Below are 15,590 nucleotides of genomic sequence, written 5' to 3'. Positions count from 1 at the left end.
ACCTTCCTCCGAGTTGACCCCGGCAGTCTCCTATGAGTTCCCACCATTACGTGCTGGCAACATAGAACGAGGGTTGCGCTCGTTGCGGGACTTAACCCAACATCTCACGACACGAGCTGACGACAACCATGCACCACCTGTTTACGAGTGTCCAAAGAGTTGACCATTTCTGGCCCGTTCTCGTATATGTCAAGTCTTGGTAAGGTTCTTCGCGTTGCATCGAATTAATCCGCATGCTCCGCCGCTTGTGCGGGCCCCCGTCAATTCCTTTGAGTTTTAGCCTTGCGGCCGTACTCCCCAGGCGGGGAACTTAATGCGTTAGCTGCGACACGGAGACCGTGGAATGGTCCCCACATCTAGTTCCCAACGTTTACGGCGTGGACTACCAGGGTATCTAATCCTGTTCGCTCCCCACGCTTTCGCTCCTCAGCGTCAGTTACGGCCCAGAGATCTGCCTTCGCCATCGGTGTTCCTCCTGATATCTGCGCATTCCACCGCTACACCAGGAATTCCAATCTCCCCTACCGCACTCTAGTCTGCCCGTACCCACTGCAGGCCCGAGGTTGAGCCTCGGGATTTCACAGCAGACGCGACAAACCGCCTACGAGCTCTTTACGCCCAATAATTCCGGACAACGCTTGCACCCTACGTATTACCGCGGCTGCTGGCACGTAGTTAGCCGGTGCTTTTTCTGCAGGTACCGTCACTTTCGCTTCTTCCCTACTAAAAGAGGTTTACAACCCGAAGGCCGTCGTCCCTCACGCGGCGTTGCTGCATCAGGCTTGCGCCCATTGTGCAATATTCCCCACTGCTGCCTCCCGTAGGAGTCTGGGCCGTGTCTCAGTCCCAGTGTGGCCGGTCACCCTCTCAGGCCGGCTACCCGTCGTAGGCTTGGTGGGCCGTTACCTCACCAACTACCTGATAGGCCGCGAGTCCATCCTTGACCGAAATTCTTTCCACGTACAGGAGATGCCTCCGTACGTCATATCCGGTATTAGCTTCCGTTTCCGGAGGTTATCCCAGAGTCAAGGGCAGGTTACTCACGTGTTACTCACCCGTTCGCCACTAATCCCCAAGAGCAAGCTCCTGGTTCATCGTTCGACTTGCATGTGTTAAGCACGCCGCCAGCGTTCGTCCTGAGCCAGGATCAAACTCTCCGTAAATGTTTAGCTCCACAGTCGCAAGCGACTGGGAAACATTGTGCGAGAAGCGGATCGGAATTGATCTGTTCTTCCCGCGAGTTGATCTGACTAGTTTCGAATATCTACTGACATTCTGTTCTAATCCAAAGGAATCTCGCTTGTCTCCGAAGAGTCAAGCCGAGGTTATTTGGCATTTGACATTGTGCACGCTGTTGAGTTCTCAAGGATCGGACGCTCCCAGTTTCTGACCTCCCGGCCGTCTCTCTGGGGCAACTTCTCTACCTTACCACTCTCAGTCAGTTTGTCAAGTCGACCGTTTCGCGTTCTCGCGGCGGCCCTTTCTGGACGCAACCGTTTCACACGATCCGAGTCGGTTAGACCTGCTCAGTGAGTGGGGTTTATATCCTAAGCATTTCGGGCGCTCTCAATCAAGTTGAGATTTGCCGTTAGGCTAAGGATTCGGTCCCGCTTGAGGCCGGGGAGCTCTTCGGCTCTCCCGCACCTTTGGGGTGACAAGTAAGTACTTTACGCAGGTCCCCAGGGGCTCGCAAATCCGGCTTGCAGCCCGGGCGTGTCGCATCCCGACTTCCGCGTCATTCCGCGGATCCGCCCCCTTTCCCGCTCTCCAGCGCCGCCACCAGCGCACCGCAGAGTGCCGTGCCGTCGGCGCCGGATTCACTCCAGAATTTCCGGAATGCTCGAGCAACTCCCGCCGTCCGCGCGAACGGGAGCTGCATCCCGCGAAAACAGAAAGCCCCTCGGATGCGAATGCACCGAGGGGCTTGCGTGTCGATCGCGTCGATCGGAGTCCGTGGATCAGAGACCGGAGTACGCGTGAAGGCCTTTGAAGAACACGTTCACCACGCCGAAGTTGAACATCACGGCGGAGAAGCCGATGATCGCCAGCCAGGCGGAACGCGAACCGCGCCAACCGCGGGTCGCCCGCGCGTGGATGTAGCCGGCGTAGATCACCCAGATGATGAACGTCCAGACTTCCTTGGTGTCCCAGCCCCAATACCGGCCCCATGCCTTTTCCGCCCAGATGGCACCGGCGATGAGGGTGAACGTCCAGAAGATGAAGCCCACGATGTTCACGCGGTAGGCGAGGTTCTCGAGAGTCTTGGATCCCGGAAGCGTCGACAGGAACTTGAACTGCTGCGGCCGCGACTCCTCGATCTGCCGCTCGCGCCGCACTTGCAGCAGCTGCAGACCGGACAGCGCGAACCCGAGCGCGAAGAACGCGGTGCCGAGGATGGCCACCATGATGTGGATCACGAGCCAGTACGACTGGAGGGCCGGCGGGAGCGGGACCACCGGAACGTAGTAACGCACCGTCGCGATCATCAGCAGGATGCACACCAAGCCGAGCACGAAGGTGCCGAGGTACTTGAGATCCCAGCGCAGATTGACGAGCAGGAACACCCCGATGATCACGAGGGTGCCCGTCATCGAGAACTCCCACATGTTCGCCCACGGAACGCGGCCGGCGGCGATGCCCCGCAGGATCGTGGCGAACAGATGGAACGCGAACCCGACGATCGTGAGCACGAAGGCGGTGCGCATCGCGACCGATGCCGGTCCCCCGTTGGCGACCTCGTCTTCGACCCTCGACGTGATCCGTGAGCTGAGGCGGGTCAGCGTCGAGGTGCCCGAGCTGCCTCCCCCCTCGGCGGAGCCGACCGTCACCACTGTGGAGGCGCCCGATCCCTGCCGGGCGCCGACTTCCGCTCGCCGTGCGACAGCACTCGGGACCGCGGCGACTTCGTCGGCCGTGGCTCTCGCCCCTCGCCGGGCGAGGTCGAGGGCGAACGCGATGAACGCGAGCGCGTAGATACCCATCGCCGCGTAGATGAACACGGTCGAGAGTTGAGCCAGTGTTTCGGTCACGTCAGTAAGCCTAAGTGTTTCGTCGGTCGGTGAGTACGGCGGAATGCTGATCCGCGATGTCGCGGATCGCGCCGAGCAGGTTGGGGTCTTCACCGCGGGCGAGGCCCGCGTATTCGAGGGTCACCGAACCGTCGGCGTTGTCGACGGCTTTGACCCAGATGCGACGGCGGGGAACGAACAGCGAGGTGAGCAGCCCGGCCAGGATGAGGATCGCGAACAGCAGCACCCAGCCCTGCGCCGGGTCGTGGTGGATGTCGAGGCCGATGAACCTCTTCACCCCGGTGACCTCGATCGAGCCGAGACCGTTCGGCAGCTGCACGGTCTGACCGGGCGCGATCTCGAGCGCCTTCTGCCCCGACTTCGCGCCGGCGCCCGCCACGGGCGTCATCTTGTCAGTGTTGAGGGTGTAGACGTTCTGCGGAACGCCGCTGTCCAGACCCAGGTCGCCGACATAGACGTTGAGGCTCACGAGCGGGTCGTTGAGCCCGGGTGACGTCGACGCCTTGGCCCCGGCGACCGAACTGTCGCCGACCGTCGGGTAGAAGAACCCGGTCATGCCGACCTGCTTGCTGAGGCCATCCGGGATCTTGATCACACCCTGCGACGTCAGGTTGACGTCGCCGGTCGGGCGGAAGACGACGTCGTCTTGGAAGACGACCTTGCCCTTGGCGTCGCGCACGGTGATCGACGGGGCGTAGCCGTTGCCGAGGAGGTAGGCGTTGGTGCCGCCGATCGCGAGCGGCTCGTTGACCTTGATCGTCTGCCTGCGCGGCGGAGATCCGGGTTCGGTCGTGGTGACGTGCGCGGTGTAGTCGATCGGCGTACCCAGGGCGTCTTTGTTCTTGGTCTCGTAGTTCACGTCGAGCCTGTCGACCTGGATCGAGAACGGCACCAGTGAGGAGCTGTTGAAGAACCGGCCGGGGTTGAACGAGTTGTACGACGTGATGCTGTTGACGAAGCTCTGGCCCTCCACGACGATCTTCTGCCCCGTGAAGCCGAAGCCGCCGCCGAGCCCGACCGCGAGGAGGACGCCGAGCAGCGCGATGTGGAAGACGAGGTTGCCGGTCTCGCGCAGGTAGCCGCGCTCCGCCGACACCGATGTCGACCGCGCGTCCTGGTACAGCGCGACGCGATAGCGGCTCCTGCGCAGCAGCTCGCTCGCGGCCTGGATCGGCTCGGGCGCCGTGGCCGCCTGCTCGGACGAGAGGAGGCGCGCCTGGAAGCCGGCCATGCGGGTGAGCCGGGCCGGTGTGCGGGGCGGCTTGGCGCGCAGCGCATCCCAGTGGTGCTTGGTGCGCGGGATGACGCAGCCGATGAGCGAGACGAACAGCAGCAGATAGATGGCCGAGAACCAGGCCGACGTGTAGACGTCGAACGCCTGCAGCTTGTCGAGGAACGGCGCGATGTCCGGATGCTCGGCGAAGTACTGTGTGACGCCGTTCGGGTCGGACGACCGCTGCGGCACCAGCGAGCCCGGCACCGCCGCGACGGCGAGAAGGAGCAGCAGGAACAGCGCCGTGCGCATGCTCGTGAGCTGCCGCCAGAACCAGCGGATCCACCCCACGAAGCCCAGCTTGGGCTGGACGATGCCGGGGTCTTCACGCGGTGGCGCGGAGTCGATGTGGTCAGAGGGCCGGCTCAAAGCCTTGGATCACCGCCAGGAATTGCGACATCAGCGCGCTCCAGATGCCGGTCGCCATCAGAATGCCGATGATGACCAGCAGCACGCCGCCGATGATGTTGATGGCACGGATGTGCCGCTTGAGGAACGCCACCGACCCGGCGACCCAGTCGAAGCCGAGGGCGACGAGGAGGAACGGGATGCCGAGGCCGATGCAGTAGAAGAGGCCGAGGAGCGCCCCGCGCCACGGAGAGCCCGTGCCGACGCTGAGTGCGCTGATGGCCGCGAGAGTCGGGCCGATGCACGGTGTCCAGCCGAGGCCGAACACGATACCGAGCAGGGGTGCGCCGATGAGCCCGGTCGCCGGCCGCCACGACGGCTTGATCGTTCGTTGCAGGAACGAGAACTGTCCGATGAAGACCAGCCCCATCACGATCACGAACACACCCAGGATGCGCACGACCACGTCCTGCCAGCGGAACAGCCACTGCCCCAGGGCGCCGAAGGCCGCTCCGTAGGCGATGAACACGACGGCGAAACCCAGGATGAAGAGGGCCACACCGGTGAGCAGCCGGGACTTGTCCCGCTTCTCTCCGGGGTCGCTGAACCCCCCGACGTACGCGAGGTAGCCCGGCACCAGCGGAAGCACGCACGGCGAGGCGAACGAGACGAGGCCCGCCAGCAGGGCGATGGGCAGCGCCAGCAGCAGCTGCCCGCTGAAGACGATCTCTCCGATGCTTCCCACGTCAGTCGGTCTCGGCGAGCGTGTCGCTGATGAGCGTGTCGAGGATACTGCGGTCGGGGATCGCGCCGAGGATACGGGCGGCGACGCGGCCCTTCTTGTCGATGACGAGCGTGGTCGGGGTCGCCTTCGGCGGCACGGTCTTGCTGAACGCCAGGAGGACGGAACCCGTGTCGCGGTCGAGGACCGACGGGTAGGTGATGCCCTTCTCGTCGCCGAAGCTCGCCGAGGTGGCCGCCGAGTCGTAGATGTTGACGCCGAGGAAGTCGACGCCCGAGCCCTTGTACTTCTGGTAGAGCTTCTCGAGGTCGGGAGCCTCGACTCGGCACGGTGGGCAGCCGGCGTACCAGAAGTTGACCACGAGGACCTTGCCGGCGTACTGCTTCGACGAGACCGTCTCGCCTTCCCCTGTCTTTCCGGTGAAGGAGATCGCGGCGCCGCGGTTGGCCGCGGCGAACTCGCTGACGGTGCCGTCGCCGGCGATGTAGTTCTGACCGGTGCCCGCGCGGTACTGCTCGGCGAGCTTGTCGGTCGTGCATCCGGTGAGGAGGAGTCCTGTCGCGGCGACGAGCGCCACGGCGGAGGTCAGGAGGCGGGTCCGGCGCTTCACACGGCCCCCACATCGGTTGCGGTGGCACTCAGCGAGGCGGCGGGTTCGACGTAGCCGACCTCGACGATGCGCAGCATGGGCTCGGTCGGCACGGGCGCTCCGGGCGGCGCGGGCGGCAGCTCGCTCGGCTGGAACAGGGTGCGCTCGAAGGTGGTGATGCTCGACAGGGCGCAGCGGCGCTTGCGCGGGTCGTGCCAGAAGCGCTCCCCCGAGACCGACAGGTGGGTGACCCAGATCGGCAGCTGGTGGCTGACGAGCACGACATCGCCCTCGTCGACCGAGTCGAAGGCGTCGTCGACGGCCGCGAGCATCCGCTTCTCGATGCGCTTGTAGGCCTCGCCCCAGGTCGGACGGACCGGGTTGACGAGATAGGGCCAGTTGACGGGGTTGCGAAGCGCGCGGCGCATCACCGTCCCCTCGAAGTGGTTCGTGGGCTCGATGATGCGGTCGTCGATCTCGGGAGTCAGGCCGAGCGCTGTCGCGATCGGGGCGGCGGACTCTCGGGTGCGCTGCAACGGCGACACCCGAAGACCCGTCATGGAACGGTCGCGCGAGGCCAGGTCGTCGGCGGCGGCGGAAGCCATGCGGTGGCCGAGTTTGGAGAGGCCGAAGCCCGGCAGCCTGCCGTACAGGATGCCGTCGGGATTGAACACCTCTCCGTGACGGACGAGATGTACTTGGCTTGCTACCACGGCCCCAGTCTACGGAGGCGTTTCCCTTGAATTCACTGAGCGCGGGGTCGGGCGCCGCTCGGACCGGCCGTTCGGGCGGTAGTGGCGGACGGTAGGCTTGTGCTTCGTGACCGCACGAGTATTGATCAAGGACCTGGCCGCCGCATCCGACGGCCCTGTGACCGTCGCCGGCTGGGTTGAGACCGTCCGCGACCAGAAGAAGGTGCAGTTCGTCGTTCTGCGCGACGAGACCGGTGCCGTTCAGCTCGTGAACCCGCGGAACGTCGACGCCGAAGGCGTCGTCATCGCCGACGAGCCTGCGACCACCATCTCGGGGCTCTCGCAGGGCAGCTTCGTCACCGCCACCGGCGAGCTCAAGCACGACGAGCGCGTGAAGCTCGGCGGGATCGAGATCAAGCTCTCGTCGCTCACCGTCGCGACCGCTGCCATCCCCGAGACGCCGATCGCCGGCGACAGCGGGATCGACAAGCGCATGGACTGGCGCTTCCTCGACCTGCGCGAGCCGAAGAACAACCTGATCTTCCGCATCCAGACGACGTTCGAGCACGCGCTGCGCGAGTACTGGGTGAGCAACGACTTCATCGAGATCCACACCCCCAAGCTGATGGCGAGCCCGAGCGAGTCGCGCGCCGAGCTGTTCGAGGTGGAGTACTTCGACCGCACCGCCTACCTGTCGCAGAGCCCGCAGTTCTTCAAGCAGATGGCGCAGTCGGCCGGTTTCGGCAAGATCTTCGAGATCGGCCCGGCGTTCCGCGCCGACCCCAGCTTCACCAGCCGCCACGCCACGGAATTCACGAGCGTCGACACCGAGCTCAGCTGGATCGACAGCCACGAAGACGTCATGACGCTCCACGAGAACCTCATCGTCGCCGGCTTCACCGCGGTCAAGGAGAAGCACGGCGAGCAGATCAAGGAGCTGTTCGACGTCGAGGTGGTCGTTCCCAGCACGCCGTTCCCGCGCATCCCCCTCGCCGAGGCGAAGCGGATCGTGGCCGAGCGCGGCTACGAGGTCCCCCGTCACGACGACGACATGGACCCGGAGGGCGAACGCCAGATCTCGGCCTACGTCAAGGAGGAGTTCGGTCACGAATTTGTCTTCCTGACCGACTACGCCTCGAGCATCCGGCCGTTCTATCACATGCGTCACGCCGACGACGCGTCGCTCACCAACAGCTACGACCTCATCTTCAACGGCGTCGAGATCTCGACTGGCGCCCAGCGCGAGCACCGCGTGGAGATCCTGGAGGAGCAGGCCCGCGAGAAGGGCCTCGAGCCCGAGGAGCTCGATTTCTACCTCGACTTCTTCCGCTACGGCGTTCCGCCGCATGGAGGCTTCGGGATGGGACTCGCGCGGGTGCTGATGCTCATGCTGCACCTGTCGAACCTGCGGGAGACGACCTACCTCTTCCGCGGACCGACGCGCCTGCTGCCGTAGCCCGCGGCGGAAGGGCCATCCACTCGTCGCCGGCGACCAGGATGTGCCCGAGGAAACGCACGCCGATCGTGGCCGCGGCCTGATCGAGCCTGCGCGTGGTCGCGACGTCGGCGACGCTGGCGTCGAGGGTGCCCCCGGGGTGGTTGTGCGCCACCGCGAACGATCGGCCGCCGCGCGCGAGCACGGCCTGGAGCACCTCCGCCGGTTCGACGTTGACCTGATCGACCCCGCCGTCGCGGAGGAGCGAGACCTCGATCGGCCTCGCCGCGCGGTCGGCGACCACCACGACGAAGCGGCCGGTGTCGCGGTGCACGAGCTCCGGCAGCACGATGCGTGCGACGGCCGCATGGTCGACGAGCCGGGCCCAGGCCTTCGCCGTTCCCGCCCGGCGCCAGATCTCGATGATCGCCACCAGCCGTCCGGCGGTCGCGGGGCCGACGCCGTCGAGCCGCTCGAGGCGTGCGTAGTCCATCGTCGCCAGACCGGGGAAACCGCCGGTGCGACGCAGGATGGCACGGGCGAAGGCGATCACGTTCTGGCCGGGCTGCCCGGAGCCGAGCACCAGGGCGAGCACCTCGTCGTCGGTGAGGGCGCCGACACCGAGCCGGCGCATCCGTTCACGGGGCCTGTCATGGTGCGGGATCTCTGCGAGCGGCACCTCTTCGTCGGTCGAGGCTGTGGCGTCTGAGGACAGGACGTCTGATGACATGCCCCCACGCTAAGAAGAGGAGAGCGCACAGGGTCGAGCGGCACCAGATCTGTGGAAAACTCGACCTGTGGAAACTCTCAGGGCGCGTCAGCGAATTGCGCGGCTGCCTCGAGGAGCAGGCGCGTCGTCTCCGCGCTGCCCTGATGGCCGGCGGAGCCGACGACCTCGAGGCGGGCATCCGGCCACGCCTGCGCGAGCAGCCAGGGAACGTCGACGGGACCGCCGACATCGAACCGGCCGTGGATGAGCACGCCGGGGATGCCCGCCAGTCGCCCGGCGTCACGGAGGAGCTGCCCCTCCTCCAGCCAGGCGCCGTTGCTGAAGTAGTGCGCGACGATCCGCGCGAACTGCATCCGGAACCCGGGGTCGCGGTAGCGTTCGCTCGGCCGCCAGCCCGGTTCGAGCGAGACCGCGGCGTCCTCCCACGCGCACCAGAGCTCCGCCGCGCGTGCCTGCACCTCGACGTCGCCGGAATGGTTGAGCATCCGGTCGTAGGCGGCCACCAGGTCGCCATCCCGCTCGCTCTCCGGAACACCGTCGCGGAAGGCGTGCCACTCGGCCGGCAGATACCGGCCGGTCTCGTGGTACAGCCAGCGCACGTCGGAGCGCCGCGTCATCGTGACCGACACCAGGATCAGCGCACGCACGCGTTCCGGATACTGCTCGGCGTAGGCTAGGGCCAGCGTGCAGCCCCAGGAGCCGCCCCAGACGACCCAGCGATCGACGCCGAGGTGCCGGCGGAGCTGCTCGAGGTCGGCGATGAGAGCGTGCGTGGTGTTGCTGGAGAGATCGGTCGCCGGATCGGACGCCGGCGGGGTGCTGTGCCCGCAGTTGCGCTGATCCAGCTGCACGATGAGGTACTTCGCCGGATCCCAGGTGCGCCGGCCGCCCGGGGTGGAGCCGGAGCCGGGGCCGCCGTGCAGCACGACGACGGGCGTTCCGGCCGGGTTGCCGCTGGTCTCCCAATAGACCAGGTCACCGTCGCCGACGTCGAGCATTCCGGTGGCGAACGGGTCGATCTCGGGGTAGCGGTCCATAACAGCCCAGGGTATGAGAATCTGGGAGGAGCCGGTCACGAGCCGGCGCACGAAGGCCACGAAGGAGTCGCCATGAACAGTCCACGAGACGCTGTCATCCTGTCCGCCGCCCGCACACCGCAGGGCAAGATCCTCGGGGCCCTCGCCTCGCTGAGCGCTGTCGAACTGGGCGCCGTCGCGCTCCGCCGGGCTCTCGAGCGGTCCGGCCTGTCGCCGGACGCCGTCGATGCGGTGATCTTCGGGCAGGTGCTGCAGGCGGGCGCCGGGCAGAACCCCGCGCGGCAGACGGCGATCGCGGCCGGGATCGGATGGGACGTCCCCGCCGTGACGATCAACAAGGTGTGCCTGTCCGGCCTGGTGTCGGTGACGGATGCGGCGCGTCTCATCCGCACCGGGGACGCCGAGGTCGTCGTCGCCGGCGGGCAAGAGTCGATGACGAACGCCCCGCACGTGCTGCCCGGTTCCCGCAAAGGCTGGACCTACGGCTCGATCCAGGCCGTCGACTCGGCGGCCCACGACGGCCTGACCGACGCGTTCGAGGGCATCTCGATGGGGGCCTCCACCGAGAGGTACACCGAGAAGCTCGGGCTCACGCGCGAGGCGCAGGATGCGTTCGCCGCGACCTCGCACCAGCGGGCGGGGCGTGCGGCTGCCGACGGGACCTTCGACGACGAGATCGCGCCGGTGAGCATCCCGCAGCGGCGCGGGGAGCCCGTCGTCGTCTCCAGCGACGAAGGCGTGCGGCCGGATTCGACGGCCGAGACGCTCGCGCGGTTGCGCCCGAGCTTCGCCGACGGCGGCACGCTGACCGCGGGCAATTCGTCACCGCTCAGCGACGGCGCGGCGGCCCTGGTGCTGACCAGCCGCGAGAACGCGGAGCGGCTCGGTCTCGACTGGCTCGCGGTGGTCGGTGCGAGCGGGCAGGTGGCCGGTCCGGACAACTCGCTTCACTCGCAGCCGTCGCACGCGATCGCGGCGGCGCTCGCCAAGACCGACTGGACCGTCGACGACCTCGACCTCGTGGAGATCAATGAGGCGTTCGCGGCGGTCGGGCTTCAGTCGATGGCCGACCTCGGGCTCGACCCGGAGAAAGTGAACATCCACGGCGGCGCGATCGCGCTCGGGCATCCGATCGGCGCGTCGGGCGCGCGACTGGCCGGGCACGCGGCGCACGAACTGGCGCGGCGCGGGTCGGGGCGGGCGGCGGTGGCGCTGTGCGGCGGCGGCGGGCAGGGCGAGGCGCTGCTGCTCTGGCGGTAGGGCGAGCGGGCGAGCCCGCACAACTCCGGAAGGTTCGCTCGACACGCCGCCCGGATGCGCGTAACTCCGGAAGTCCGGCCGATTTCGACGCGATCTTCCGGAGTTACGAGGTGGCAGTGGGGCGGTACGGCGCCGCTAGCGCGACAGGTGCCGTTCGGTCGGCCCGTTGTAGAGCGACAACGGCCGGATGAGCGAGTTCGCCGCGTACTGCTCCGCGATGTGCGCCGTCCAGCCGGCGACCCGGGCAGCCGCGAAGAGCGGCGTGAACGTCTCGGTGTCGAAGCCCATCAGGTTGTACGCCGGCCCCGACGGGTAGTCGAGGTTCGGCTTGATGTTCTTGCGGTCGCCCATGGCCTTCTCGAGCGCGTTGTAGAGGTCGAGCATGTCCTGGCGGTCGTAGTGCTCGGCGAGCTTCTCGAACGCGGCCTTCATCGTGGGCACCCGCGAGTCGCCGTTCTTGTAGACCCGGTGCCCGAAGCCCATGATCTTGCGCTTGCTCGCCAGCGCGTCGTCGAGCCAGGCCTCGGCCTTGTCGGCCGACCCGATCTCGTCGAACGCGTGCATGACGGCCTCGTTGGCGCCGCCGTGCAGCGGACCCTTCAGAGCACCGACGGCGCCCGTGACCGCCGAGTACAGATCGGAGAGCGTCGAGGCGATGACGCGGGCCGTGAACGTCGAAGCGTTGAACGAGTGCTCGGCGTACAGCACGAGGGACACGCGGAACGCATCAACCACCACGTCGTCGGGGACCTCGCCGAAGGTCATCCAGAGGAAGTTGCGTGCGTAGTCCAGATCGTCCCGCGGCTCGACCGCCGGCAGTCCGCGACGGCGGCGCTGGTCGTAGGCGACGATCGCGGGCAGCTGTGCGAGCAGGTAGATCGCGCGGCCGTTGTTCAGTTCGGGGTCGAGGACGCCGTCCGGTTGCTCCAGGGTCTCGTCGAGCCCGCCGAGCTGACTGACCGCGCTGCGCACCACATCCATCGGATGCGCGGCGACCGGCACATCGTCGATGATGCGCTTGGTGCGGTCGTCCAGCACACGCAGCGAACGCTCAAGCGCCTCGAAGGCGACGAGCTCGTCGTCGCCGGGCAGCTCGCCGTTCCAGAGGAGATAGGCGACCTCCTCGAACGAGCAGTGCTCCGCCAGCTCCTGCACGGGATAGCCGCGATAGAGCAGGGAGTTGGTCTCGGGGTTGACGCTCGAGATGGCGGTGGTGTCGACCACGACGCCGGCCAGGCCCTTGTGGATCTCCGGATCGGTCATGCTGCTCCTTCGCTGCGGGTCGCTAGCGTCGAACCTCGAAGTTGTACACCGAGGTGTCGAACGCGTTGTATCCCTCGTAGTCAATCAGGTCGTACAGCTCCGCGCGATGCTGCATCTCGCCGAGCTTCGGCTCGAGCGTGCCGGTCTCGAGCAGCTGGTCGAGGCCGCGTTCGGCGGCGCCCATCGCGAGGCGCAGCAGCGAGACCGGCCAGATGACGATGTTGACGCCGATGTCGCGGAGCTGGTCCACCGTGAACAGCTCGCTCTTGCCGAACTCGGTCATGTTGGCCAGGATCGGCACGTCGATCGCCCGGCGCACGGCCTCGAATTCGGAGAGGTCGGCCATGGCTTCGGGGAAGATCGCGTCGGCGCCCGCGTCGACGAGCGCCTTCGCGCGGTCGATCGCGGCGTCGAGGCCTTCGACGGCCCGGATGTCGGTGCGGGCCATGATCAGCAGGTTCGGGTCGCGGCGGGCGTCGGCGGCGGCCCGGATGCGCTTGAGCGCGGTGTCCTCGTCGACGACCTGCTTGCCGTCGAGGTGCCCGCAGCGCTTCGGATTGACCTGGTCTTCGATGTGGAGCCCGGCCACCCCGGCGTCCTCCAGTGTCTGCACGGTGCGTGCGACGTTCATCGGCTCGCCGAATCCCGTGTCGGCGTCGACGAGGGCTGGCAGGTCGGTCATCCGGGTGATCTGGCCGGACCGGCCGGCGACCTCGGTGAGCGTGGTGAGGCCGATGTCGGGCAGGCCGAGGTCGGCGCTGAGGACGGCGCCCGAGATGTAGACGCCCTCGAAGCCCTTGCGCTCGATGAGGCGCGCGCTGAGCGGGTTGAAGGCGCCGGGCATCCGGATGAGCTCGCCGGAGTTCAGCCGGGCGCGAAAGGCGGCCCGCTTCTCGTGGGCGGGAACGGTGGAGTAGAGCATCAGAAGAGTCCCTTCGGGGCCGGGACGGAGGCGAGCACGCCCGGCGCCGCGGTGATGGTGAGGCCGCCGAGCTCGGCGGCGGTCAGTGACGGGAGCCGTTCGGCGACGGACAGGAAGCGGTCGATCTCGGCCGGCTCGAGAACGTCGGCGGCGAGCATCCGGAACTTGTTCACGTAGTCGGCGCGGGCGAACGGGCGGGCGCCGAGCGGATGGGCGTCGGCGACGGCGATCTCGTCGGTGATCACCGTGCCGTCGGCCATCCGGATCTCGACGCGTCCGCCGAACGCCTTCTCGGCCGGGTCGATCGAGTGGTAGCGGCGGGTCCACTCCGGGTCCTCCGTCGTGGTGACCTTGCCCCAGAGCTCGACCGTGTCCGGCCGCGCCGCCCGCGACGGGAGATAGGAGTCGACATGGTGCCAGCCGCCGTCCTGCAGCGCCACGGTGAAGATGTACGGGATGGAGTGGTCCAGGGTCTCGCGCGACGCCGTCGGGTCGTACTTCTGCGGGTCGTTGGCGCCCGAGCCGATCACGTAGTGCGTGTGGTGCGAGGTGTGGATCACGATCGCGTCGACCCGCGACGGGTCGGCGACCTCCGGATGCTCGCGGTGCAGCTTGCGGGCCAGGTCGATCCAGGCCTGCGCCTGATATTCGGCCGAGTGCTCCTTGGTGTACGAGTCGAGGATCGCGCGCTTCGCCTCGCCGGGCTCGGGGAGCGGGACGTCGTACGACGCCTGCGGGCCGTCGAGCAGCCAGGCGATCACTCCGTCTTCACCCTCGTAGATCGGGGTCGGGCTCGTCTCTCCGCGCATCGCGCGATCGATCGCCTCGACGGCCATCTTGCCCGCGAACGCCGGGGCGTGCGCCTTCCAGCTGGAGATCTCGCCCTTGCGCGACTGCCGCGTCGCGGTGGTCGTGTGCAGCGCCTGCCCGATCGCCTGGAAGATCGTCTCCACGGGAAGTCCGAGCATCGTGCCGATGCCTGCGGCGGCGCTCGGGCCGAGGTGTGCGACGTGGTCGATCTTGTGCGCATGCAGGCTGATCGCCTTCGCCAGATCGATCTGGATCTCGTAGCCGGTCGCGATGCCGCGCACCAGCTCGCGCCCGGTCAGGCCGAACGCGCGCGCCGCGTGCTGCGCGACCGCGGTGATCGGCGGGATGTTGTCGCCCGGATGCGAGTACTCGGCCGCGAGGAACGTGTCATGGTAGTCCAGCTCGCGCACGGCGACACCGTTCGCCCAGGCCGCCCACTCGGGGCTGACCCGCAGCGCCTGCTCCTCGCCGAATACCGTCGAGCCGTCCTGCGGGTGCTCGAGCGTCTCGGTCAGCTCCTCGAGCTGCCGGGTCGGCAGCGGATGCGCGAGCGCCTGCGACCGCGCGGAGACGACCGGCCGGCGCGTGAGCGACGCGGCAGCGACCGCCGCATTGTCGATGACGCGGTTGATCACCATCTCGGTGACCTCCGGCGTGACCTCGACCGGGTCGGCAGCGACCTCGGCGATCTTCCAGGCGAGCTGGTTCTGACGGGTGAGTTCTTCGTCGCTGCGGTGCACGCGCACGTTGTGGAGCTTCACCCCTCGAACCTACCCGCTCCGGCTGGGTGGCGGGGCAGTACGCTGTGCGCATGGTTCCGACGTCGTCCCTGCTCGCGTTCGCGCTGGCATCGCTGGCCCTGATCGTCATCCCCGGCCCGAGCGTGCTCTTCGTGATCGGCCGTTCGCTGGCCCTCGGCCGCGCCGGCGGCCTGCTCAGCGTGCTCGGCAACGCCCTCGGGATGCTCCCGCTCATCGCCGCTGTCGCCCTGGGCGTCGGCGCCGTGGTCGCGCAGTCGGTCGTCGTGTTCACCGTCATCAAGTTCGCGGGCGCCGCGTATCTCGTGTACCTCGGCGTCCAGGCCATCCGGCATCGGCGGCACACGGCGGTGACGCACGAGGCGACGCCGCCGGCGCGGTCTCGGGTGCGCATCCTGTCGGAGGGGTTCCTGGTCGGGATCACCAACCCGAAGTCGCTCGTGTTCTTCGTGGCGGTGCTGCCGCAGTTCGTCGACTACTCGGCGGGCTCCATCCCGCTGCAGATGATGGAGCTCGGCCTGGTCTTCCTGCTGATCGCGCTGGCCTGCGACAGCAGCTGGGCCCTCGTGGCCGGAACGGCCCGCACGTGGTTCGCCCGCTCCCCGAAGCGCGTGGAGCACCTCGGGGCAGCGGGCGGCGTGATGATGATCGGGCTCGGCGGCGTGCTCGCGCTGACCGGCAACAAGCACTGAGTCCGCGAGC

At 67.4% G+C, this 15,590-nt stretch carries 13 protein-coding genes and 1 rRNA gene (1 of these 14 only partly in view); 3 read left to right on the top strand and 11 right to left on the bottom strand.

Going from position 1 to position 15,590, the window contains the following annotated elements; all coding sequences use genetic code 11:
- The 6 genes from PKE84_RS07985 to PKE84_RS07960 form a co-directional block, all read right to left on the bottom strand.
- Window positions 1–1,163, bottom strand: a 16S ribosomal RNA gene (locus PKE84_RS07985); it reaches 359 nt to the left of the window's first position.
- A gap of 795 nt (window positions 1,164–1,958) precedes the next feature.
- Window positions 1,959–3,029, bottom strand: a complete 1,071-nt coding sequence (gene ccsB, locus PKE84_RS07980; RefSeq protein WP_271176701.1) for a c-type cytochrome biogenesis protein CcsB — start codon at window positions 3,027–3,029, stop codon at window positions 1,959–1,961.
- Window positions 3,030–3,039: 10 nt separating this feature from the next.
- Window positions 3,040–4,671, bottom strand: a complete 1,632-nt coding sequence (resB, locus tag PKE84_RS07975) for a cytochrome c biogenesis protein ResB (protein WP_271176700.1) — start codon at window positions 4,669–4,671, stop codon at window positions 3,040–3,042.
- A complete protein-coding gene (locus tag PKE84_RS07970) occupies window positions 4,655–5,395 on the bottom strand; it encodes a cytochrome c biogenesis CcdA family protein (protein ID WP_271176699.1) in 741 nt (246 codons plus the stop codon). The genes resB and PKE84_RS07970 overlap by 17 nt, the downstream gene beginning before the upstream one ends.
- 1 nt (window position 5,396) lies before the next feature.
- Entirely contained in the window at window positions 5,397–6,002 is a 606-nt protein-coding gene (locus PKE84_RS07965) for a TlpA family protein disulfide reductase (protein ID WP_271176698.1), read from the bottom strand.
- Complete coding sequence (locus PKE84_RS07960) at window positions 5,999–6,694, bottom strand: histidine phosphatase family protein (protein WP_271176697.1); 696 nt, start codon at window positions 6,692–6,694, stop codon at window positions 5,999–6,001. The genes PKE84_RS07965 and PKE84_RS07960 overlap by 4 nt, the downstream gene beginning before the upstream one ends.
- A gap of 121 nt (window positions 6,695–6,815) precedes the next feature.
- Between PKE84_RS07960 and aspS the strand changes: the two genes are divergently transcribed.
- Complete coding sequence (aspS, locus tag PKE84_RS07955) at window positions 6,816–8,129, top strand: aspartate--tRNA(Asn) ligase (protein ID WP_373877131.1); 1,314 nt, start codon at window positions 6,816–6,818, stop codon at window positions 8,127–8,129.
- Here the strand turns inward: aspS and PKE84_RS07950 are convergent.
- Complete coding sequence (locus PKE84_RS07950; RefSeq protein ID WP_271176695.1) at window positions 8,059–8,838, bottom strand: JAB domain-containing protein; 780 nt, start codon at window positions 8,836–8,838, stop codon at window positions 8,059–8,061. The two genes, aspS and PKE84_RS07950, sit on opposite strands and share 71 nt — an antisense overlap.
- Window positions 8,839–8,915: 77 nt before the next feature.
- On the bottom strand, window positions 8,916–9,875 hold the full coding sequence (pip, locus tag PKE84_RS07945) for a prolyl aminopeptidase (RefSeq protein WP_271176694.1): 960 nt from the start codon (window positions 9,873–9,875) through the stop codon (window positions 8,916–8,918).
- Window positions 9,876–9,947: 72 nt separating this feature from the next.
- Here pip and PKE84_RS07940 point away from each other — a divergent pair, with 72 nt between their 5' ends.
- Complete coding sequence (locus PKE84_RS07940; protein ID WP_271176693.1) at window positions 9,948–11,135, top strand: acetyl-CoA C-acetyltransferase; 1,188 nt, start codon at window positions 9,948–9,950, stop codon at window positions 11,133–11,135.
- A gap of 135 nt (window positions 11,136–11,270) precedes the next feature.
- On the opposite strand, the gene PKE84_RS07935 is transcribed toward PKE84_RS07940, so the two are convergent.
- The 3 genes from PKE84_RS07935 to PKE84_RS07925 are packed head-to-tail and all read right to left on the bottom strand — an operon-like array spanning window position 11,271 to window position 14,891.
- Window positions 11,271–12,398 (bottom strand): bifunctional 2-methylcitrate synthase/citrate synthase, encoded by a 1,128-nt coding sequence (locus PKE84_RS07935; protein ID WP_271176692.1) that lies wholly within the window; start codon window positions 12,396–12,398, stop codon window positions 11,271–11,273.
- A 22-nt stretch (window positions 12,399–12,420) separates the two neighbouring features.
- Complete coding sequence (prpB, locus tag PKE84_RS07930) at window positions 12,421–13,320, bottom strand: methylisocitrate lyase (RefSeq protein ID WP_271176691.1); 900 nt, start codon at window positions 13,318–13,320, stop codon at window positions 12,421–12,423.
- A complete protein-coding gene (locus tag PKE84_RS07925) occupies window positions 13,320–14,891 on the bottom strand; it encodes an MmgE/PrpD family protein (protein WP_271176690.1) in 1,572 nt (523 codons plus the stop codon). The genes prpB and PKE84_RS07925 overlap by 1 nt, the downstream gene beginning before the upstream one ends.
- 50 nt (window positions 14,892–14,941) lie before the next feature.
- Here PKE84_RS07925 and PKE84_RS07920 point away from each other — a divergent pair, with 50 nt between their 5' ends.
- Window positions 14,942–15,580 (top strand): LysE family translocator, encoded by a 639-nt coding sequence (locus PKE84_RS07920; RefSeq protein ID WP_271176689.1) that lies wholly within the window; start codon window positions 14,942–14,944, stop codon window positions 15,578–15,580.
- Window positions 15,581–15,590: the final 10 nt, after the last annotated feature.

It is taken from the genome of Leifsonia poae (assembly GCF_027921845.1).
Classification (GTDB): domain Bacteria; phylum Actinomycetota; class Actinomycetes; order Actinomycetales; family Microbacteriaceae; genus Leifsonia; species Leifsonia poae.
The sequence above is the reverse complement of the archived record's forward strand: the minus strand, read 5'-3'. Positions and strand labels throughout refer to the sequence as shown.

Bases quoted from the DNA above. Each gene is read 5' to 3' on its own strand.
- PKE84_RS07950 (WP_271176695.1), bottom strand. From the start codon at position 8,838: ATGTCATCAGACGTCCTGTCCTCAGACGCCACAGCCTCGACCGACGAA.
- prpB (WP_271176691.1), bottom strand. From the start codon at position 13,320: ATGCTCTACTCCACCGTTCCCGCCCACGAGAAGCGGGCCGCCTTTCGC.
- pip (WP_271176694.1), bottom strand. From the start codon at position 9,875: ATGGACCGCTACCCCGAGATCGACCCGTTCGCCACCGGAATGCTCGAC.
- PKE84_RS07935 (WP_271176692.1), bottom strand. From the start codon at position 12,398: ATGACCGATCCGGAGATCCACAAGGGCCTGGCCGGCGTCGTGGTCGAC.
- PKE84_RS07920 (WP_271176689.1), top strand. From the start codon at position 14,942: ATGGTTCCGACGTCGTCCCTGCTCGCGTTCGCGCTGGCATCGCTGGCC.
- PKE84_RS07940 (WP_271176693.1), top strand. From the start codon at position 9,948: ATGAACAGTCCACGAGACGCTGTCATCCTGTCCGCCGCCCGCACACCG.